20 protein-coding genes are annotated in these 21,033 nt (G+C 67.6%); 17 read left to right on the top strand and 3 right to left on the bottom strand.

Translation table 11 applies throughout. The annotated features are described in order from the left end of the window. Positions 1-7 precede the first annotated feature (7 nt). From ABLE68_RS04340 to ABLE68_RS04360, 5 genes are all read left to right on the top strand, one after another. Positions 8-202, top strand: coding sequence for a hypothetical protein (locus ABLE68_RS04340; RefSeq protein WP_136562053.1), 195 nt, complete (start codon positions 8-10; stop codon positions 200-202). Continuing rightward, positions 171-587: a TadE family protein gene (locus tag ABLE68_RS04345; RefSeq protein ID WP_348870021.1), complete on the top strand. Its 417-nt coding sequence runs from the start codon at positions 171-173 to the stop codon at positions 585-587. The genes ABLE68_RS04340 and ABLE68_RS04345 overlap by 32 nt, the downstream gene beginning before the upstream one ends. Further along, positions 584-1,006: a TadE/TadG family type IV pilus assembly protein gene (locus tag ABLE68_RS04350; protein ID WP_348870023.1), complete on the top strand. Its 423-nt coding sequence runs from the start codon at positions 584-586 to the stop codon at positions 1,004-1,006. Before ABLE68_RS04345 ends, ABLE68_RS04350 begins: the two co-directional genes overlap by 4 nt. Continuing rightward, positions 1,003-1,422 carry a TadE/TadG family type IV pilus assembly protein gene (locus ABLE68_RS04355; RefSeq protein ID WP_348870024.1) on the top strand — a complete coding sequence of 140 codons (420 nt, stop codon included), beginning with the start codon at positions 1,003-1,005 and terminating at the stop codon, positions 1,420-1,422. Before ABLE68_RS04350 ends, ABLE68_RS04355 begins: the two co-directional genes overlap by 4 nt. A 74-nt stretch (positions 1,423-1,496) precedes the next feature. Further along, entirely contained in the window at positions 1,497-4,433 is a 2,937-nt protein-coding gene (locus ABLE68_RS04360) for a LysM peptidoglycan-binding domain-containing protein (RefSeq protein WP_348870026.1), read from the top strand. Positions 4,434-4,505: 72 nt separating this feature from the next. Here the strand turns inward: ABLE68_RS04360 and ABLE68_RS04365 are convergent, their stop codons facing one another. Then, positions 4,506-5,162, bottom strand: coding sequence for a hypothetical protein (locus ABLE68_RS04365; RefSeq protein ID WP_348870028.1), 657 nt, complete (start codon positions 5,160-5,162; stop codon positions 4,506-4,508). A gap of 204 nt (positions 5,163-5,366) precedes the next feature. Between ABLE68_RS04365 and ABLE68_RS04370 the strand changes: the two genes are divergently transcribed. Genes ABLE68_RS04370 through ABLE68_RS04395 form a run of 6 tightly spaced genes read left to right on the top strand, consistent with a single transcriptional unit; the run spans position 5,367 to position 10,268 of the window. Next, the gene (locus ABLE68_RS04370) at positions 5,367-6,275 is read left to right on the top strand and encodes a bifunctional DNA primase/polymerase (protein WP_348870029.1); all 909 of its coding nucleotides are present in this window, start codon (positions 5,367-5,369) and stop codon (positions 6,273-6,275) included. Next, positions 6,272-6,616 (top strand): hypothetical protein, encoded by a 345-nt coding sequence (locus tag ABLE68_RS04375; RefSeq protein ID WP_348870030.1) that lies wholly within the window; start codon positions 6,272-6,274, stop codon positions 6,614-6,616. Before ABLE68_RS04370 ends, ABLE68_RS04375 begins: the two co-directional genes overlap by 4 nt. Continuing rightward, the gene (locus tag ABLE68_RS04380) at positions 6,613-7,461 is read left to right on the top strand and encodes a serine/arginine repetitive matrix protein 2 (RefSeq protein WP_348870031.1); all 849 of its coding nucleotides are present in this window, start codon (positions 6,613-6,615) and stop codon (positions 7,459-7,461) included. Before ABLE68_RS04375 ends, ABLE68_RS04380 begins: the two co-directional genes overlap by 4 nt. Continuing rightward, complete coding sequence (locus ABLE68_RS04385) at positions 7,454-8,431, top strand: ParB N-terminal domain-containing protein (RefSeq protein ID WP_348870033.1); 978 nt, start codon at positions 7,454-7,456, stop codon at positions 8,429-8,431. Before ABLE68_RS04380 ends, ABLE68_RS04385 begins: the two co-directional genes overlap by 8 nt. 45 nt (positions 8,432-8,476) lie before the next feature. Next, on the top strand, positions 8,477-9,142 hold the full coding sequence (locus ABLE68_RS04390) for a hypothetical protein (RefSeq protein ID WP_348870034.1): 666 nt from the start codon (positions 8,477-8,479) through the stop codon (positions 9,140-9,142). Positions 9,143-9,149: 7 nt separating this feature from the next. Next, a complete protein-coding gene (locus tag ABLE68_RS04395; RefSeq protein ID WP_348870036.1) occupies positions 9,150-10,268 on the top strand; it encodes a C40 family peptidase in 1,119 nt (372 codons plus the stop codon). Positions 10,269-10,361: 93 nt separating this feature from the next. Here the strand turns inward: ABLE68_RS04395 and ABLE68_RS04400 are convergent, their stop codons facing one another. Then, entirely contained in the window at positions 10,362-13,514 is a 3,153-nt protein-coding gene (locus ABLE68_RS04400; protein ID WP_348870037.1) for a DEAD/DEAH box helicase, read from the bottom strand. A 474-nt stretch (positions 13,515-13,988) separates the two neighbouring features. On the opposite strand from ABLE68_RS04400, the gene ABLE68_RS04405 reads away from it, so the two are divergent. The 4 genes from ABLE68_RS04405 to ABLE68_RS04420 are packed head-to-tail and all read left to right on the top strand — an operon-like array spanning position 13,989 to position 17,371. Then, positions 13,989-14,279, top strand: coding sequence for a DUF6112 family protein (locus ABLE68_RS04405; protein ID WP_348870039.1), 291 nt, complete (start codon positions 13,989-13,991; stop codon positions 14,277-14,279). Positions 14,280-14,311: 32 nt separating this feature from the next. Then, positions 14,312-14,617, top strand: coding sequence for a DUF6112 family protein (locus ABLE68_RS04410; protein ID WP_348870040.1), 306 nt, complete (start codon positions 14,312-14,314; stop codon positions 14,615-14,617). Positions 14,618-14,629: 12 nt separating this feature from the next. Then, entirely contained in the window at positions 14,630-15,916 is a 1,287-nt protein-coding gene (locus ABLE68_RS04415) for a TrbL/VirB6 family protein (RefSeq protein WP_348870042.1), read from the top strand. 6 nt (positions 15,917-15,922) lie between these two features. Continuing rightward, on the top strand, positions 15,923-17,371 hold the full coding sequence (locus tag ABLE68_RS04420) for an SCO6880 family protein (protein WP_348870043.1): 1,449 nt from the start codon (positions 15,923-15,925) through the stop codon (positions 17,369-17,371). 11 nt (positions 17,372-17,382) lie between these two features. Here the strand turns inward: ABLE68_RS04420 and ABLE68_RS04425 are convergent, their stop codons facing one another. Beyond that, positions 17,383-18,780: a DUF6884 domain-containing protein gene (locus ABLE68_RS04425; RefSeq protein ID WP_348870044.1), complete on the bottom strand. Its 1,398-nt coding sequence runs from the start codon at positions 18,778-18,780 to the stop codon at positions 17,383-17,385. A gap of 309 nt (positions 18,781-19,089) precedes the next feature. Here ABLE68_RS04425 and ABLE68_RS04430 point away from each other — a divergent pair, with 309 nt between their 5' ends. Both ABLE68_RS04430 and ABLE68_RS04435 read left to right on the top strand, forming a co-directional pair. Further along, positions 19,090-19,497 carry a hypothetical protein gene (locus ABLE68_RS04430; protein WP_348870045.1) on the top strand — a complete coding sequence of 136 codons (408 nt, stop codon included), beginning with the start codon at positions 19,090-19,092 and terminating at the stop codon, positions 19,495-19,497. A 32-nt stretch (positions 19,498-19,529) separates the two neighbouring features. Next, positions 19,530-20,990: an ATP-binding protein gene (locus tag ABLE68_RS04435; protein WP_425475607.1), complete on the top strand. Its 1,461-nt coding sequence runs from the start codon at positions 19,530-19,532 to the stop codon at positions 20,988-20,990. Positions 20,991-21,033: the final 43 nt, after the last annotated feature.

Below are 21,033 nucleotides of genomic sequence, written 5' to 3' on the forward strand. Positions count from 1 at the left end.
GAAACCCATGTTGAAGGTTCTGGTCCTGCTGCAGATCGCAGCACTCAGCAAGTACGACGACCTGCGAGCATCCCGCCGCAGTGAACGCGGATCGGTGACAATGGAGCACGTCCTCTGGGCCGTCGCAGTCATCGGCATCGTCGGGATCGTGGTCCTCGCGGTCACGAACTATGTCACCTCAGAAGCGGGCAAGATCAAGTAACCGCCGCCAGCGACGCGGCGAACGGGGCTCGGTCTCGATCGAGCTCGTCGTTCTGCTGCCCGCACTCTTCGCGGTCATGTTCCTGGGCATGCAGGCAGCGCTCTACTACCACGCGAAGACCGTCGCCATCGCTGCTGCGCAACAGGGAGCCCGAGCCGCTGGGGCCGAGCAGGGCCGAGAGTCCGACGGCGTCGGCGCCGCCAACGACTTCCTCGCCGAAGCCGGCGGCGATGACGTCCTCACCTCGACCTCGACGAGCGCGAACCGGACCGCCACCACTGCCACCGTGACAGTCAGCGGCTTCTCCCTGAGCGTCATTCCGGGGTGGAAGGTCCGCATCACACAGAGCGCGAGCGTGCCGGTCGAGAGGGTGTCGGCACCGTGATCCGCCGGGACGAACGCGGTTCAGCAGCACTCGAGGCGGCGCTCGGCGTACCCGCCTTCGCGCTCTTTGTCGGCCTGGTCATCTTCGGAGGCCGTACGGCGAGCACCCATCAGGCGCTTCAGTCCGCCGCCGCTGATGCCGCCCGATCAGCCTCACTCGCACGCAACGCGGATGTCGCTCGAGCCGATGCTCGCGAGGCAGCGACATCGAGCATCGCCAACCAGAAGATCGGCTGCTCGGCCATCGACGTCGCCGTCGACACGAGCGACTTCGGCAAGCAACCGGGCGTTCCTGGCTCGGTGAATGTCACCGTTTCATGCCGACTCGACCTGTCGGATCTCGCTGTTCCGGGAGTCCCTGGATCCCGCGTGATGCGGGCAACCATGTCCAGTCCGCTTGATACGTGGAGGGAACGATGAGCCGCCGGGACGAGCGCGGCTCCGTCACCGTATGGCTGGCTCTGTCCAGCTTCGTGATGATCTTCCTCGTCGGCCTGGCGGTCGACCTCGGAGGTCAGGTTCACGCCCACGAGCGAGCCCACGACGTCGCCACGCAGGCCGCACGGGCCGGTGGCGAGGAGGTCGAAGGAAGCTCCGCAATCCAAGGTCACGACCTCGCGATCTCTCCTGCCGCCGCGCGTGCTGCCGCACAGCGCTACCTCGAAGCGGCCGGAGTCAGCGGAACGGTCGCGATCACCGACGGCACCACGATCACCGTGACCGTGACGGACTCCTACGACCCCCAGTTCCTCGGCCTCATCGGCATCAATCGTCTCGACGTCACCGGCACCGCGACCGCGCGACTCGTCCGCACCCTCGGAGGTAGCGAGCAATGAACAGGACCAACTCCTGGCTGCGCGGCCTGCTGGCCACTCTCACACTCGTCGGCTTCATGGTCGGCGTTCCGGTCGTGCTCATCGTCATCGATGCTCTTCCCGACCCGAGCGCGTTCACGTGGTCCAGGCTGACGGCTCAGGACGACGGCACGCTCGCCCTGCAAGTCATCACCGCTGTCTGCTGGATCGCGTGGGCCGTCTTCACGTGCCAGCTCCTTGCGTCGATCGTGTCGCAGGCTCGCGGAATCCGTACGCCGCGCCTCCCATGTCTCACCGTTCCCCAGGTCGCCGCCGACCGCCTGGTAGCGGCCGCAGCGCTGCTGTTCGTCGCAGTCCCGACCGTGAGCGCCGCGCTCCCCCAACCGCGCGCACAAGCAGCGGTCGCAGCACCCATGCCGCAGGAACCGCAGGCAGCAGTCGACGTCGAGGCGCCCGTGGAGACTCAAGCAGAAGTCCAGGTGCAGGCTGTGCAGCCGGAGACCGAGCGCTACACAGTCAAGCGCGGCGACAGCCTCTGGAAGATTGCCGAGGAACGCCTCGGTGACGGCTCGCGGTACGTCGAGCTCGTCGCCCTCAACGAAGCTGTCCTCGACGGGCGTCCCGACTTCCTCCGGCCCGGAACCGTGCTCAAGGTCCCCCTCGCCTACGATTCTTCCGACGGTTCGTACGTCGTCCGGCCGGGCGACACCCTCTCCGAGATCTCCCAGGACCAACTCGGCGACGCCGACGCGTACCCGTTGATCTTCCGAGCATCGCGCGACACTGTTCAGCCGAACGGCGCCCACCTCTCCGACCCGGACCTCATCCTGCCCGGCTGGGAGCTCACCATCCCGGGAGAGTCCGCTCCGGCGGAGCCGCAGAAGCCGAAGCACGCTCAGGACCCACCGCTCGACCAGACGACTCCTCCGGTCGACGGTGCGACTCCCCCTGCCCCCGACGTGGCTGATCCGGCCCCGGAGCAGGCTGCCCACGAATCTGCCGAGGACGAGACCACTCCGACCTGGCTTCTCCCTGGACTGGCCGGCGCCGGGGCACTCCTGGCTGGGTCGCTCTGGCTCGTGCTCCGGCAGCACCGGCGTACACAGCTGCGCTATCGCCGGCCCGGCAGGATTATCGCGCCGCCGCCAGACGAGTTGCTCGCGGTCGAGAAGTCGGTGCAGGTGTCGGGATCCGTCACCGCCCACCCGATCGAAGAACTCGATGAAGCCCTCCGGGGCCTCGACCCTGCACCTCGCCTGCTCTCCGTCCATCTCTCGACGAGCCGGATCGTCCTGACGCTCGCGGAGCCGGCCGAACTCCCCAAGCCATGGACCGGAGAAGGCGCTGCGTGGCAGCTCTCCGTCGAAGTGGGGAGGCCTCCATCGTCGGATGCACTGTCGCCGTACCCGATGCTGGTCAGCGTCGGCCAGGCAGACGACGGAGCGCTCGTCCTGCTCAACCTCGAAGAGCTTCGTGCACTGGCGATGGGCGGCGACGGCGATCGCAGCGCGGCACTGGCTCGCCATCTCATGGCCGAACTGGTCGCCAATCCGTGGGCCTCACCGGTGCACATCGAAGCGCTGGGAATCGGCGGAGAGCTCGCCGCGATCAACCGCGACTTCGTCCACGTCCACGGCCCCGGAGACGACACGTTCCTCGGGGCCATGGCCGACGACCTCGCGACCGCCAGCCCGGCTGCCGAGCCGGACGAGTTCCGCGCGGCGATCATCGCGGGCGGCGACAGCGGTCCGGATCTGGTGCGTCTGGCTCGCGCTCTCGCCGGCTTCCCGGGACGCGCCGGCGTGGCTCTGGTGACTCTTGGAGGAGAACCGTCCCCGGCGTACGTCGACTTCCACCTGAGCGCCGAAGGCCGTCTGCGGATCCCCTCCCTCAACCTCGACCTCACTGCCTCGGGACTCACGGCCGCCGAGGCACAGGCGTGCGCTGCGCTCATCGACCTCACGACCGAAGCCCAGGTGCTGCCCGTTCCTCGTTCCGTCGGCGAAGGGACAGTGGCGGATTGCGCTGGTGCGCTCGTCGACGAGCTGACCGAACCGAGGCCGACGGAGGAGCCGGCGGGCACCTCATCGCTCCTGCCGTTCGATGCCCACGTGTACGCCGACCGTGCCGCCACGACCGTCGATGACGTCGAGACTCTCGCCCCCAACGCAACCCCGGCAGCCGCGTCAGCCGTGAATGCCGCCGACCCGGACCTGGACGAGGACCTCGCCCGATGGGATTCCCCGGTTCCCGTCGCACCGAAGGTCACCTTGCTAGGTCCGGTCACGGTCAGGACTCTCGGCGACGCGAAAGCGACCGCCCACCGACGGCCCTACTACGTCGAGTTCCTCGCCTACCTCACACTCCACCCGAACGGAGTCACCGCCGAGAAGCTCGCCGAGGACCTCTGCATCCGTCCGCAGAAGGCGCGCTCCGACCTGAGCATCATCCGGAAGTGGCTCGGTCAGAGCCGGGCGGGCAAGCCGTACCTCCCGCGGGCGCAGCAGACCCACCAGGACGGCATCCCGGCGACCTATGCCCTCGACGGCGTCCTCTGCGATCTGGACCTGTTCCGGCGCCTGCGGGCTCGCGGCCAGAGCCGCGGCGCCGAGGGGATGGCCGATCTCGTCTCCGCGTTGCACCTCGTCACCGGCGAACCGTTCACCGACCTGCGCAAGGAGGGCTGGGGATGGCTGCTCGAAGGCGACCGGGTCGACCACATCATGACGGCCGCGATCATCGACGTCGGTCACATCGTCACCACCCATGCTCTGGCCACCGGCGACCTCGGGTTGGCCGACTTCGCGTCGAACGTCGCACTCGCCGCCTCCCCCTACGACGAGGTCGCGAACCTCGACCGCGTCGCCGTCGACCGAGCGATGGGAGACCCGGAAGGAGCCGACGCGCGGATGCGGGACGGCATCTCAAATCGCAGTGATGACGACTACGGCCCGGTCCAGCTGCCTCCTCGGACCGTGGAGGTCGTGGAGGGCACGCGCGCTCCCGCCAGCGGCCGGCGGCGCACGGGCTAAGGGCGAGGCTGAAAGCCGAGCGTCACGTCAGCCCGAACCGAGCACCCGTAGCTGTAAGTGGCCCTTGAGTCGCTAGTCGGCCGGGCGAAGCATATACGTCGAGTCTGCGAGGTCGACATCAGCGTCGCGATGGGCGTGCTGCGACGCGAACGCGACGATGTCGTCGAGGCTGACGGCGTCGAAGACTGAGGTGAGTGGACGCCTCCCAAGGCCCATGATCAAGTGGCCTTCAGGGAGCTTCTTGATGTCCCATGCCTTCTCCTTGCCGTTTTCGTCTACGGCGGTGCTGGCGATGATGTGGGTGTTGTCGAAGTCCGCTTCGACAAGGTGCTCGACACTGTTGCGGGCACGTCGTAGCCCGGCGACTTCGTCAACGGCGGGATCCGCTCGTCGGACCCACTGCTGAGCGAGGTGGGCGCTGATGAGGAGTTGGCAGCCCGCGATCCACATGGCCTGGACCGCGCGCTGGAAGTCGTCCTCAGTGGGGGACCAGTCCTCCATGCGCTCGATGGCCCAGTTCGCCCATGCGGCGTGGCGGGCCGACTGGTAGTAGGCGTGGGCGTCGTCAAGGGTGGTGCGGCACCACATTGCTGCCATGACGTCGGGTTGTCCAAGCCCGCCGATCCCCATCGCGGCGGGGAATCCCTTCGCTGCCGCGCTCGGCAGGACGGGATGCCACCGCTTCCGGCCGTCGAACGGTTCGGTGGGTGGCCAGGGGCGTGTCGGCATAGCGCCATGCTGTCAGGATGCGGTCAGTTCCAGAGGGCCACGGTGCCCGCGTGAGTCGCCCACGAGTGACCGTGGGGCCTGTGTGACGGGTTGGTCGCAACGACTTAGGGATACCTCCTGACCTGCGCAAACGCAGGTATCCCCCTCTCGGTTCCGGCCAGGTATCCCGAAATGGTGGATACCTGACGGCGCATCGTCGAGGGCATGTTCGACCCCACCAACCCAATCCCGACGTGGTCGGTCTCGACGATGCAGCGAGTGGCCCAGGAACCCACGCTCGCGGCCGCGGCTCTTCGCTACGCCAATCTCGGCATCCCGGTGTTCCCATGCGCGCCCGGCGGGAAGCAGCCGTTGACGCCGAACGGTTTCCACGACGCGACCTCTGTCGCCCGTGTTGTCCATGGTTGGTGGCAGCGGACGCCGGACGCGAACATCGGACTCCCCACCGGGGGGTCCACCGGAGTGCTCGTCGTCGACGTCGACGTCCACTCCTCGGCCAACGGCTTCCCGGCCTTCGAGCGAGCACGCAGCGAAGGCTTCGGCGACGCGTGGGCATGGCTCGTGCGTACGCCGTCGGGCGGTCTCCACGCCTACTACCCGAACGTCCGCGGCCAGGAGCAGCGAAGCTGGCAGGTGCCCGCCGCGCACGTCGACTTCCGCGGCGACGGCGGCTACGTCATCGCTCCCCCCTCGCGGATCGCGGTCGATGGAGCAACGCGGTCGTACGAGGTCATCGCGGTCGCCACTCATGCCCCGAAGCTCCTCGATGCGGTCGAGCTCCGTCGATTCCTGGAGCCACCCCGACCAGCGCCGCAGCGGCCGCCCGCCGGCATGTCCGCGACCGGGTGCCGACCCGAGGCCCTGGCCAGAACCGTCGCACTGACCCCGGAGGGCGGCCGCAACCACGCCCTGTTCTGGGCGTCGTGCCGAATGGCCGAGAACGGGCTCAGCCAGGCCGACGCCATGAGTTGGCTCATGCCGGCCGCGCAGTACGCCGGGCTCCCGGACCGCGAGATCGAGACCACCGTCAACTCCGCGTTCCGCATCGCCTCTCGGCTGGGCCCCGGGAGCCGCCCGGGCCCTACCCCAGCGAGTGAAGGGATCCACCTGTGAACACGCACGCCGAGTACCGCCGCCACAGCTACCGCCCGCCGGAGCAGCCCGCCGTCCCGGAGGGCGGCGCGTCCGGCAGCGACGAGCTCGCACGGCATCGCGACCCCTCACTCCAGCCGACCCAGCCGTCACAGGCGCAGACGCAGAAGCGAGTCGCGTGGGTCCGCCCCACCGAGCTGGGTTCGTACCTCGGCCCGATGGTCGGCCGCGGGATCGACCTCCAAGCCGAGCTCGTACGACGAGCACGCCGTACGCCGGCTACGACGACCCGAACGCTTCGCCACCCCGGACCGGAGCGGTCGACGACGCCGCACGTCAGCCAGGAAGGACTGGGACTGTGAGCACCTCGTTCGCCACCCCCGAAGGACTGCGCGCACTCCTCCAACGCCTCCACGACCGAGACAGCGTCGGCTACTGGGCATGGCGCCACGACCCTGAAGCGGAGCGGTTGATGCAGTTCACGATCCGCAAGTACCGATCACTCGCCCGCACTCACAACTGCGAACCGGAGGACTCGGCGTACGCCGCGTTCGAGGCCATGCGCACACGCGCGGTGAGGTGCGCGGACGACCCGTGGGCGGTCATCACTCGTGCCGTCCAGGTCAGCCTCATCGCCGAGGAGCGCGCTGCCGGACTGCTCTGCTCAACCGCTCAGGCGCGCCGCCGCGAGGTCATGCGACACCACGACGCTCGTCGCTTCGGCGAGGACGAGACAGGCTTCCTCGAACTCCTGGCTGAGGGTCGAGGCCCGTCGACGGTGGACCCCGTCCCGCCTGCGCCGCGGGTGAAGCCCGGGCAGACGGCGCCGACGACAGCGTTCGAGGCGCTGAATCTGGTGATCAGCATGTTCGTCGCCCTCGGCTGGCCGAGCAGCAGCGCGACCTGCACCCTCGACTACATCGCCACGCGGCTGATGGAGGCCGGCGACCGCCACGTCGCTCACGCCTACCTCCGGCGTGACCTGGCCGGTCGCGTGGCGCTCGACCTGGACCGCGACTCCTGGGCCACGGTGCTTCGGATCGTGCTCGGCAACCCCGACAAGGCTGCCGCCGCGACCCGAGCCGGCGTCGGCGTACTCGCCATGCTCGTCTGCGACTGGAAGGTCGTCGACCTGCTTGCCGACGACGGGCTCGTCGTGGAGATCCGAGACTCGGCGCCGAAAGTCGCGAGGAGGATCGATGTCTGACAAGGGCCACGTCGAGCTCGAGCGGCGGATCGATTCGATCACGGTCGGCGTACGCCACCGCAAGGACCCTGGCGACCTGAACGCGATGATGAAGTCGATCGAGGAGGTCGGCCTGCTCCAGCCCGTCACCATCACGCCCGACGGCGTCTTGATCTGCGGTTGGCGCCGGCTCGAAGCGCTGCGTCGGCTCGGGCGGCGCACCTTGAACGTGTGGGTCCGCTCTGGCATCTCCGATCAACTGTCGCATCTGCTCGCCCAGCAGGACGAGAACGAGCAGCGCAAGCCACTCTCGCCGGTGGAGACCGCCCGGCTGTACGCCGAGATCAAGATGCTCGAGCAGGAGGATGCGCAGCGCCGCATGGCCGCCACGCAGTTCGGCGGGGCCGGGCGCGATGGCGAAGCCTCCGGCTCCGGCGAATCGCCGGGGCCGTGCGGAGACTCTCGGGCACGCGCTGCGCAACTGGCGACCGGCGGGAACTCTTACCACCGACTGGAGCAGATCAACTGGATCGAGTCGGTCACTGAGGACGAGACACTGAGCGAGTCGGTGCGCGAGTTCGCCTCCAACATGCTCAGTGAGATCGAAGGCGGCGCGCCGGTCTCTCCGGCGTACAAGCGAGTGAAGGCCGCCGTCAAACTGGTCAGCAGCCCGCCTCCCCCATCCCAGGATGAGCAGGACGAGGTCGCCCGGCTCGCTGCCGAGGCGCTGAAGCGCGTCCAGGAGGAGGAGAACGCCAAGCGCCTCCGCGCTCTGCGGAGCAAGGCCAAGCGAGCACCGAAGCACCACAGCCCCCGGTCTTTCGTGCTGATGTGGTCCGAGCTCGACGGATGGACCGAGTTGTACGACGTCAGCGAGCTCGCAGGTGCACTCAAGGACGAGGAGTGGGCGCGCTTCGAGCGGGTCGTCGCCGAGACAACCGAGCTGCGTGACCAGCTCCGCGAAGCACGTACGGCGGCCGCATCGGCCTGATCGGCGTACCTCCCGAGTGTCCGCCACCTCGACCTCGGAGCCTCGATGCGCAACCTCACCCGGCGCCAGATCGCCGTCATCCTCGGCGGTGTCCTCGCCGTCGCGACCTTTGCCGTCGGCATCTACGGACTCGTCCGTGGCCCGGACTCCGCGGCGCCGACACCGGCGCCTCAATCGGGCGGAGCGGCCGAAACGATCCCGGAAGCGGCGGCACCTGTAGTCACGCTCGAGGACCGTGCCCTCCGCCACACCAACGATCCGGTCACCTACGCCCGAGCGGTCGCGACCGCCCTGTTCGACTGGGACACCAGCCTCGGCTTCCTGCCGACCGACTACACCGCCGCGGTGCTGGCCGACGCGGATCCCTCCGGCGAGGAGACGCCCGGCCTGATCTCCGACGTCGCGACCTACCTCCCGACCGTCGAGCAGTGGCTCGACCTCGGAGCCATGGAAGTGCGACAGACCATCGCGATCGAGGACGCCTACGTTCCCGAGACCTGGACGGCCGCCGTCGACCAGGCCCACGGCCATCTGCGTCCGGGCACGACGGCCGTGACCGTCACCGGCACCCGACACCGGACTGGCGTGTGGAACGGCGAGACCGCCGAGTCGTCGTACCCGGTCTCCTTCACCGTCTTCGTCGCCTGCGAGCCGTCATTCGACCGCTGCCACGTCCTGCGGCTGTCACAGCTCGACAAGCCGCTCAGGTGACGCGGCCATGGGCGTCAAGATGCTCGCCGTCGGGGCGGCCACCGCGATCCTCCTCGCACCCGGTGCGGCTGTCCTCGGCGTAGCGACGCTGATCAGCCCGGCCGCCGCAGGTTCCGGCAGCTGCATGTGGGACGGCGAGGCGACCGAGAGCCTCGGCATCAACGGCCCGGTCCCCGAGAGCCTCAGCGCCACCAACACCAACGGCGAGACCGTCACACTCAATCACCGGCAGCTCACCCGCGCCGCCAGCATCATCGCCACCGGCAAGAGCGAGAACATCCCCGCCCGCGGCCAGATGATCGCGATCATGACCGCGCTGACCGAGTCGACTCTGCGCGTGCTTTCCAACACCGGTGCCTACCCGGAGTCAGGCAACCTCCCGAACGACGGCGACGGCAGCGACCACGACTCGGTCGGCCTCTTCCAGCAACGCCCCGCCGCTGGATGGGGCAGCGTCGAGAACCTGATGGACCCGGTCTGGTCATCCCGAGCCTTCTACGGTGGACCCAGCGGCCCGAACCACGGCTCGCCGCGCGGCCTGCTCGACATCGACGGATGGGCATCGATGGATCCCGACGCCGCGGCCCAAGCCGTGCAGGTTTCGGCCTATCCCGACCGGTACGCCGTCAACCAGCCGATCGCAGAGAAGGTCCTCGCGACGCTAAGCGGCGTATCGCTCTCGAGCGAGCTCGCGTGTGCGCAGCCGGAGGGCAAGGTGCCGATGAACCTGCCCCCGGGGTTCGCTGGCGACTTCATCAAGGCCGCCGCATCGCAGCTCGGCAAGCCCTACGTCTGGGGCGGCGGCAGCTTCGAGGGGCCCACCGGCGGCGGCTTCGACTGCTCCGGCCTCGTCCTGTACGCCGCGTACCAAGCCTCCGGCGGACGCTTCCGACTCCCCCACTACTCCGGCGACCAGATCCACGCCGGCACAGGTATCCCCTTCGGCTCGAAGATGCCTGGCGACTTGATCTTCTTCAGTTACCCAGGAGCCGGCGGGCCGCATCACGTCGCGATCTACGTCGGCGGCGATCGAATCCTCCACGCGCCGCGGACTGGTGACGTTGTCCGCTACGGGACGATCGGCGAGTTCTCAGGCGAGGTCATGACGGTCCGCCGGCTCGGATGACGCGACCGGCATAATGCCGAGATCCGGGTTGCCCACGGTGCATATCGGACCACGCAGCAGCGAGTTTCACCTCAGACGTCGGCAAGAGACCAATTAGGCACTGGCCCAGACCCGGAGCGAGCTCTGAAGCGTGTCGCCTAGGAAACGTTCAGTGGCGCCTAGCAGGGCCAGCATGTCGTCGCTGACCTTGGCCTTCGACAATCCGGGCTGGACAACGAGGACTGTGACGCTCAGGTCGCGGTATCGCGCTTCGTTCACGAGAGTCGCCACTGTCGCAAGGTCGCCCTTGACGATGCCATTCTTGCCGTCGGCCTGCCGAGCGCGTTCTCGTCGCAGCAGTCGCTTGACCAGCTGTTCGGGGATCGACTTCGCACGGTTCATCTTCATCGCTTGTCCGCAGACGTCATACAGGTCGTCGATTCGTCCGCCCGGCTTCTCCTCCGAGGAGTACTTGCAGTGCGCGAAGGCCACGTGGAGCTTGTCGTCGCTGCGGCGGATGCAGACCACGTCGGCGAGCTCGCCGTTACCGTCGTCGTCGATGATGAGGTCCCACGCGGCTTCCTTTTCGAGCAATTCGATCGTGCGGAACTGAATGGTCGCTGGGTCGCGTTCTTGCCCCTGCGATTCCCTCTTGAGGTCGATGCCTTGCCAGTCGACGGGCTCGATGTCGTCGTGTGCGTACAGGAGCTTCGCCCGGTCAGGCTTCAGCAGGAAACCTTGTTCGACGAGGACGAGCTCGTCCTCGAAGGTGACCAGGAGACCGTTCGCCGTCATGAAAGCGGCGAGGCTGACCGCGTCGGAGTTCATGAGGATCTGACCGTCATCGCCGACCGGAACGATGGTCGGTGGCTCCTCGGGATGGAAACGGAACTCGTACTCGAGCGACCAGGCCGGGCACACGACTTTGAATTGAAGCGGACCCGAGGAGCTGTGGTCGGACAACTGGAGTTCGGTCTCCAGCAGCGCGAAGCTCTGGCCTTGATGGCTCACCTTGCGCGCCTCGCTCATGGCCGCGATGACTTGGTACGGCCATTCGATGGAGAGCGGTACCGCGTTGGGGCGATCTGTTGCAGGTTGCGGGAGTAGGAACCCGGCCATCACGGACTCCAGTGAGACGCTCAGGTCGGTCACTGCCGGACCTACTTCGCGTACCCACTCGACCCAGTCATGGATGTCACGTGCCTGTTCATGGCTCCAAACCCGTCCTTTGCGTGACGCACCGAAGCTCACCGGGCGGCCGTCGGTGAATCCGTGCGCAAAGATGTTGGTCTTCATCTTGGTCGCGCCTTCGCCTTTCCAGGCTGTCAGGACGTCTTGGCCGACGTGCATTGAGAAGCGCCGGTTGCGGTTGACTGAGTCGAGCAACCCGACGTTGGTTGGGACGCGCCGATGCACCTTGGCGAGAATGCGATACAAGGTGTCGTCCTTGACCAACGTGACGCTCTTGCCGCCGACGGCCTTGGCGATGTCCTCGTGCAGGGATGCGTTGTTGGTGCTGTTGACGTAGACGAAGCCATTGTCTTCGTCGACGTGCACGACGTAGAGGTCGTGCTTGAGCTCGTTGAAGCTGGAGAAGTCCCCCCAGCGCACCGGGACGGCTTCTCGGGAGACCCACCAGGCCACCCTGTCCTTGTTGTTGATGCCGATGCGCGTGGTGAGAAGCCGGTCCTCGAACAGGTCGTAGATCTTCTCGGGCGTCCAGCCAAGGTTCCCGTTCGCCTGGTAGGTGACGGTGCTCATCTTGGGGTGCACGCTGCGCATAGCTACTTCTGAAGGCAGGGATCCAAAGGCCTTCTCGAAGTCGGTGCGTGCCTTCTCCCGGGAAACCCCGTGCTCGGTCAGGTCACGGATGACCTGGTTCCAGTCCGCGTCCTCCCCGTACAGCTTGCGCAGCCGCTCGTCGATGCCGGCTACCTGCAGCGGCACGAAGGCCGATGCGTCGCCGAGTGTCTCGTTTCCCGTCCGGGTGAACCGGCCGATGAACTGCAGCGTCACCGCAAGGCTCTTCTGGGGGTCGTGGACCGCCGCGACCTTGAGCGCGGGCAGGTCGAAGCCTTCACCGAGCATGTTGACGCATACGACGATCTTGCTGTCCCGGCTGAACAGCGCGTCACGTCGCTTCTGACGCGAAGACGGAACTAACCCCGTGTCGATGCGAACCGGATTGAGGTCTGGTGCCTGCTCTTCGTAGATCTTGATGACTTCCTTGGCCCGTTCGACACTCCTAACCCGGGCCATCATGAGGTGGTCGCGGCCAGCGGCGAGGTCTGCCCGCAACTGTTTGATGGCTGCGGTCGCGACGGCTCGGTCTGGGTCCACGAAGTCGACGACTGAGTGGTACTGGATGGGCGCGAAGTACTGGTGCTGCTGGGCGAGGCGGAGCGGGTAGGCGTAAGCAATCCGGCCGCCCATGTGCCGCCCGTCCTCGCGATATGGGGTGGCTGTGAACTGGACAACTTCCTTGCCCGCGAAGGCCTCCACGACGTTTCGCCAGGTGGGCGCCGCTCCGTGGTGCGCCTCATCGACGAACAGCCGGTCGCCGGCGTCGGTGATCACCTTGCGGACAGACGCTGTGCAGGTGGCCAGGACCTGCGCAGTGGCGATCACCACCCCGACGCCGGCGAGGAGCTTTCGTGCCGCGTCAGTCGTCGCCGGCGCGCTCTTGAGGACCAGCACGACAGGACACAGGAAGTCGCCGACGAGTGCCCCAACCTCGGGGAGGATTCCGAGCGTTGCGAACTTCTTCGCTGTTTGCGTACGGAGCGCGTCGGTCGGGACGATGACGAGTGTGCGGGCTGGCGAATGGGCGTAAGTGGCGAGCATGGTCTCGGTCTTGCCGGTACCGGTCGGCATGACGACGGTGATGGGCTCAGGGTCTTCGGTGGAGCGGTAGGCAAGGATCGCGTGGAGCGCTCCGAGCTGCGGTGTCCGCAGACCCTTTGCCGTCTCGGACTCGGCAGCGAAGACGAATGAGCCCGCGAGTGCTTCGTGGGCAAGGTCGGCCTTTTCTGGTCTGGCGCGGTGGGCTCCCGGTCCCCTTTGGCGCCACCAGAGCTCGTTTCCGTCGACCTCGTCGATCGCGATGTCCGGTCCGCCGGCGTCTTGGAGACCGGGGACGGCGGGCGCCCCGCAATCCGTGTCTCCGGGCTCGGGCGCGACGGCGGCGGCGTCCGGTTCTCCCGCGGGAATCAAAGGTTCGATGGCCTCGACCTCGTCGTCGCCACTACCTTCTGCCTGAGGTGTCATCGCGTTTCCGTTCAGCGCACGTGGGGAGTCTTCGCAGCGTACTTAGGTCCTCCGACGTTTCGGATTGAACGAAGCACGTCTCGGCGGACGTGTCTCTGCGTCCTAAATGCACGTCGGCGTGCCAGGTGAAGCGGTCGTGGTCCAACCGCGCGTGCACCGCGCTCGCCGTGCTGTGCCTGATCGCCGTGGCGTCTGTGTAGTCGCGGTTGTCGTAGGCCTTTCGCCAGCCGGTCCTCGTGGCGAGGCCCTTGGGCGCATTGGCCGACTCTGTCGAAAGCCACGACCCACGCCGTGGACACGAGGGTGCTGCGCACGACGATGCGTTCGGTCGGGTCACGGAAGCGTTTGCGCCGTCGTAGTCGAGACGCTCGGCGCCGCGATGGCCGCTTGAGGGCTCATCTCGTGACTTTCTTGACGTCTTCAAACGCTCGGATCTGCCGCTGCCAGGGGGCGTAGCACGAGTACCTAAGAGTCATGGCCCCTCTGTACAGCCCCCACGCCAATGTCGGCCCGGACTTCGGCGCCGTCGGCGGCTCAGGTGAGCTTCGCCTGATCGTCGGCGCGCTTCTGACCTACAGCCTGATCGTCGCCGTGCTCATGCTCGTCGTCTCGGCCACGACCTGGGCGGTCGCGTCGGGCTCGGGCAGTTGGCACACCGCTCAGAAGGCGAAGCTCGGCTGCTTCGTCGCGATCGGCGGAGCGGCGCTCACGGGCGCCGCCCTGACGTGGGCTAACTGGCTCCTGGACATCGGCCCGCACCTCTAAGGCGTCCGCCCGTCCGACGTCAGGAGCCTCCGATGGACCTTCTCACAGCTGTGCTGCTGCTTCCCCTCGACATCGAGATAGATCCCAACTCCAACGGCCTGCCCGGCATCGGTCAGCTCAAGAAGATCGTCGGCGCCTCGATGACGGTTGGCCTGGTGCTCGCCGTACTGGCCCTGATCATCTCGGCCATCGTCTGGGCGCTCGGAGCGAACTCGTCGAATCCGCACCTCGCGGGCCGGGGCAAGCTCGGCGTACTCGTCGCCCTCGGCGCTGCCATTGTCTGCGGCGCCTCGGTGACGCTGGTGAACTTCTTCTGGGACGTCGGCCAGCAGGTCTGAGGCGGGTCCGTCATGGGTGTCTGCGATGTACCGGTGATCCACGAGGTCTGCAACGCTGCGGGCGACGCCGCGGGGGCCGTCGTGACCGCGCCGTTCGACTGGCTCGCTCAGGGCATGGGCGGCGCGGCGGAGTGGATGTTCACCTCCGTCTGGAAGGTCATCGACACCACGACCTTCGTCGACGTGACCAGCGGGGAGTACACGAGGGTCTACAACATCATGTTCGGCGTCGGCGTCTTCGTGATGCTCGGCTTCTTCATGCTCCAGGTCATCGGCGGCATGATCCGCCGCGAGCCCGCGGCGCTATCCAGGGCCGCGCTGGGGCTCGCCAAGTCAATCCTCGGATCTTTCGTCGCCCTCGCGCTCTTGGCGACCGCGCTCGAGATCACCGACCAGCTCTGCATCGGCATCGTCAACGCCGCCGGCACCAACATGAACGAGATGGGCGACAAGGTCGCCGTACTCGCAGCCGGCCTTGGCGCCATCAACCTGAGCGCTCCCGGCGCGGGCGCGATCCTGACAATCTTCCTGGCCAGCCTCGCCATCATCGGCGCGATGGTCGTCTGGATCAGCCTGCTGATACGTAAGGCACTGCTCCTGATCGCGATCGTGTTCGCGCCGATCGCGCTCGCAGGCGCCAGTTGGGACCACACCCGGACGTGGGTGAGCCGCTGGGCGACCCTCGTGATCGCGATGATCCTGTCCAAGGTCGTCCTGGTCGTGATCTTCCTGCTCGCCACCGCCCAGGTGTCCGCCCCCATCGACGCCGACCTGGAGTCCGTCAGCCAGCCGATGGCCGGCGTCGTACTCATGCTCATGGCCGGGTTCGCGCCGTACCTGACCTACAAGGCGATCGCCTTCATGGGCTTCGACATGTACCACGCGATGTCGGCCGAGCAGGAGGCCAAGGCCTCCCTCAACCGGCCGATGCCGATCCCGCTCTCGCGCCGCACTGGGAGCGAGCCGGCCAAGGTCCTGAGCGACGTTGGCGGTGGGAGCGGCGGTACGACGTCCGGCGGCTCGCCCGCAGCGGCGGGACCGTCCACCGGCGGAGCGTCGAGCGGAGCTGGCGGCGGAGGCGCCGGGTCCGGCGGTTCCGCTGGAGGAGCCTCGGCGGCGGGCGGCGCAGTCGCTGCCGGCGTGGTCGCGAAGGAGGCGGCAGCGGCCGGACCCCGGCTCGGCAACTTCGTCGCCGCCCAGGCGACAGGACAGGCAGAGGCGCATGAGTCTGCCGCTCCTTCGGCCGTCCCACCGCCGGTCGCGGACTCGACGCTGGTCGACACCGCCGGGAAGAAGTGATCGGCGGTGGCCACGACGACCGGCGAACCGGAGCTGACCCCTATCAAGTTCTCGCGCCTGACCCAGCGGGGCGTAATGCTCGGACTTTCCGGCCCCCAACTCGCGATGGCGAGCCTGGCGTCGGGCATCTTGATCATCGGTCTGTACGTCGGTGCCGTGGCGATGACCTTTCCGATCATCCTGCTCCTTGTCGGGCTGGCCTTCGTCGGCGTCGGCGGACGCAAGCTGATTGAGTGGGCGCCAATAGGCGGTCGGTGGCTGTGGCGATCCGCTGGCGGGCAACTGCTGTATCGCCGGCGAATTGTGAAGCCGCGGCCGGCCGGCACGCTGGCGCTGCCCGGCGATGCGGCTCGGCTGCGGCAATGGGTCGACCCCGACACCGACGCCGTCATGGTCCACGACCCGCACGCTGCGACGCTGACCGCAATCATCGGCGTCTCCCACCCCGCGTTCGTGCTGCTCGACCCAGCTGAGCAGGAGCGTCGGGTTGTCTCGTGGGGCCGTGTCCTCGCGACGGCATGCCGCTCTGGGCGAATGGCCTCCGTCCAGGTGATGGAGCGGACGCTGCCCGATTCCGGGAAGGGCCTGGCGGACTGGTGGGAGCAACACGGCGACAGGTCAGGCTCCTGGGCCTCGACGACCTACGGCGAACTCGTCGACCGCGCAGGCCCGGCGGGTGAGCGCCATGCGTCAACCGTTTCCATCTCACTGGACATGAAAGTTGCTGGGCGAGCGATCCGAGCTGCCGGCGGAGGCAAGAGAGGGGCGGGCGCCGTGCTCCGGCAAGAGATGGCGACCATGCTCGCAGCCCTCCGGTCCGCCGACCTCTCCCCCGGCGAGTGGCTCACGCCCGGCGACCTAGCGCTGATCCTGCGGTCGGCCTACGACCCCGCAGTCGCGGGTGCGCTCGAGCGCCAAGGCGACATCGGCCGGGATCTCGCCACCGCGGGGCCCGTCGCGGTCACCGAATCGTGGGGATCGCTGCGCAGTGACTCCGCGCACCACTGCGTCCTCTGGATCAGCGAGTGGCCGCGATCACTCGTGTACCCCGGCTTCCTCGCGCCTCTGCTGCTGTCTTCGGGGATTCGGCGAACCTTCACTCTGCTCTACACACCGATGCGTACCGACCGCGCTGCCCGCGACATCCGCAAGAAGAAGACCGAGTACATCTCGGACGCCGCCCAGCGGCACAAGATCGGCCAGATCGAGGACGCCCAGCAGACCGCGGAGTATCAGGACGTCCTTCAGCAGGAGGCCGACCTGACCGCCGGGCACGGCGTGCTTCGAGCGACGGGGTTCGTCGCCGTCAGCGCAAGTGACCCCGACGAACTTGAGCGCGCTGTCGCGGCGGTCGAGCAGGCAGCCATTCAAGCGTCGTGCGAGACGAGGAGGCTGTGGGGCCAGCAAGCGCAGGGCTTCGCAAGCGCTGCGCTCCCCCTGAGCCGTGGCCTGTGACGGTCGATCGATCAGGCGCCCGTGTACTTCTTCCGAAGCCTCGACAGTTCCAGGCGAAGCGGTGTCTTGGGGACCTTTGCCAGATTGAGAGGCGGATCCAACTCGGTGAGTACCGCGGTCTCGAGCTGGTCGAGGGTGTCGACGTCGGTGACAGGCACGAGTACGACACGTAGGTGGGCGTGCATCCATGCCGTCAGTTGTCCCTCGTCGATGACGTCCTGACGGGATGCCTCGGCCAGTACCGAGCCGAGACTGCGGCGAAGGGTTGAGAACTCGTGCTTCTTGCCCAGATGCATTGTGGCTATGCGGCCCCAAAGCGTGTTGGAGGAGATTGATCCTCCACTCCGTGTCGCCCCGGCGAGACCGGCGTAGATGAGACCGGGCTCGACTGGGTGGGCGAGCCCGCGAGCCAGGTCGGCGGCCCCAGCTTCATCGACCCACCAGCTGTACAAGCCGGGAGCGCGCAGACCTACGCCTTGGCTTGCCATCACGTCGTCGAGCGTTCGCGCCGACTGACGGTCCTGCAGTTCCGCGAGGGCATCCGGCCCGGTCGGGCCGCTTCGGACAGCGTGATCGAGGTACCACGACAGCCGACGCCCAAAGGAGAGGCCCTTGAGCTGGTCGATCACTTGGGCACCGCGGCGGTCGAGTGCTCGTTCAACGGATTCGACGTACGCCGCGCCGGCATGGACGTCGAGCACGAGGCCGGACAACGGGCCTCCTGCGGACTCCAACTGCTCAGCTACCTTTTCGCCCCAGGCGAGCCGGTAGTCCCGCGAGGTGTCGGGGAGATATCGCTCGTACGGCTCAAGCCAGTCTTCCGGACCGACGAGCCCATGCTCAGCCGACAAGATGAACCACGGGCGCCCGCTCGCCTCGGCATAGCCGCGCATCTTGGTGAAGTAGTCGGACACGTAGAGGTCCTTAGCCGCAGCGCCCTGCGCGAGCTTCGTCTTCACGCAGCCAACCAGCACGATGTCTGGAGACGGCGGCACGGGCGCCTGCCCTTCGGCGCCCACCGGCTGACGCGCTGGCCGCGTCCGTGGTGGCGACAGCCGCTCATGGCTGCTTCCGGTGCCGATGGCGAATCCGAGGTTGCGCAACCAGCGACGCGAAGCCTGCGACTGAAAGCGGTGGCGCCCCGCGCCGGTGGCGAGCGAAATGACCTGCTTGACCGGCCAACGCATCCCATCGATCTCGACCCAGTACTCCCGGACGTCCTCAGGTGTGTGTCCTTCGAGGCGAGAACGGACGAGCTCGGGGGTCAGCTCGAACTGCTCACCGTCCAGTGTGAAGCGCATGCCCCATTTGATATCGCGGACCACCGACAGTTCGAGCAGTTCGCCGATGTGCGCTTCGACGGCGCCAAGTTCAGCAAAACGCGGACACCCGCACCGCCCGTCGGGCACGCTCTTCGCTAGATCCCGCAGGAGACCCGAGACTCCTGCGGGATCTTCTATTTGGCTGCTCCGTGTCGGGAGCCGCGCGTCACGGCCTCAGTTGCAGGGGGCGCCCTCGCAGCACGGGCGGATGTAGCCGCAACCGTCACAACGTTCGTGGGACGTCTCCCACCGCATCAGCGTGCTGCAGTTCGGACACGGCTCCGTCAGATCGGCCGTGTCACAAGCGTAGGTCGGTCGCCGCGTCGCGTTCCGTCGACACGACGGGGTCTCACGCGCACCTTCCCGATGAGCACCCCAGTGATCGAGGAGGACCCCATGCCGACCTTCAACGACCCCATCGCGGATGCGGACGAACTTCGCGAGGCGGTGCGCGGCCTCGCGCATGCAACGCGCTCGATCGATGACCCCACCTCGGTCTACCCGGTCTTGGGCGCCGTCAGCTCGGCGCTCGCGTCACTGAGCCAGTCGCTGCATCAGTTGGGCGAGTTCCACGATGGACCGACCCGCAAGCAAGCGTGGATGAACGGCGATCCGACCGCGGGCCGCGCTGCGTCGTACAAGGTCTCGTGGGAGCTTCATCGAGCGGCCGAGATGATCCATCAGGTCGCTGAGTGCGTCGACAGGGCTCACGAGATCGAGGCGACCATCGCCTACGACATCGCGGACTACCCATCCCTCGCCCCCATCCCGCGTCCGACACCTGATCGCGGGCTGTCGCTGTGACCGGCTGGCAGGAAGGCCGCCTCCATTCGGCGGTGCTCGTCTCCCCCAGACGCGAGCGCCGCGGGGACCGGAAGCTGCGCAAGGCCGCCGCGCGCGCCCGGATGTCGGAGGACCGCGAGGCTCGACGTACCGAGGCGAAGCGAAAGGCGGACGTCCTCAACGCGGAGAAGCGGTCGACCGTCACGCTCCCGCGGGCCGGCGAGCCTGGGCCGGCTGCGCTCCGCACGCCCGGCATGTTCAGGCTCCCGCGGCACCAGGACACCTCCGCCACCCTTGCCGGCGCCTATCCGTTCCTCGCGGAAGGCGGCCTCGGCAGCGAAGGCGTCTTCGTCGGCCAGGACCTCTACTCCGGCAGCTCCTTCGTCTACGACCCGTGGATCCTCTACGCGCGCGGCCTCATCACCGCACCGAACCTCGTCCTCGCCGGGATCGTCGGCTCCGGCAAGTCCTGTCTCGCCAAGAGCCTCTACACAAGGTCAATTCCCTTCGGCCGCCGCGTCTACGTCCCCGGCGACCCCAAGGGCGAGCACACCGCCGTGGCCGAGGCGGTTGGCGGACGCGCCATTGCGCTGGGCCACGGCATGCCCAACCGACTCAACCCGCTCGACGAGGGACACCGCCCGTCCGGTTACGACGATGCCCAGTGGGCCAGCCAGCTCGCATCTCGCCGCCGTGACCTGGTCGGCGCGCTCGCAGAGACGGTGCTCGAACGACGCCTCACCCCACTCGAACACACTGCGGTCGACATCGCCATCGACCGCACCGTGCGAGGTGCCGACGTACCCGTCCTCCCGATGGTCGTCGACCGGCTTCTCACCCCCGACCCTGCCGATGACCCCGACCAACGGCTCACCGAGGACGGGCGCGTTGTCGGCCACGCCCTGCGGCGCCTCGTAGCCGGCGACCTCGCCGGCCTCTTCGACGGGCCCTCGACGGTGACATTCGACCCGAGCCTCCCGATGATCTCTCTCGACCTGTCCAGAGTCACCGAGAACGCCACCCTTATCTCGGTGCTGATGACCTGCGCCTCGGCGTGGATGGAATCCGCCCTCCTGGACCCGAACGGTGGCCAGCGCTGGGTCGTGTACGACGAGGCCTGGCGACTCATGTCCCATCCCGCGCTGCTTCGGCGGATGGATGCCCATTGGCGTCTTGCGCGGCACTACGGCATCGCGAACATGTTGATCTTCCACAAGCTGACCGACCTCGACAACGTCGGCGACTCCGGCTCCGCCATGCGAGCCCTTGCCTCATCTCTGCTGGCCAACGCCGAGACCCGGATCGTCTACCGCCAGGAAGCGGACCAGCTCGGCGCGACCTCGACGGCCCTCGGACTCACCGGCACCGAGCAGTCGCTCATTCCTACTCTCGGCACCGGCCAGGGCCTGTGGCGGATCAAGAACCGTTCCTTCGTTGTCCAGCAGCAGATGCATCCCGCCGAGCTCGAGCTCTTCGACACCACCGGCCGCATGACGGGAGGCACGGCGTCATGACCACTCAAGTTCGGGGCCGAGCGGCCCGCGAAGCCAAGTTGGA

Origin of the sequence: Nocardioides pollutisoli (genome assembly GCF_040045055.1) — a bacterium.
GTDB classification, from domain to species: Bacteria; Actinomycetota; Actinomycetes; order Propionibacteriales; family Nocardioidaceae; genus Nocardioides; species Nocardioides tweenelious.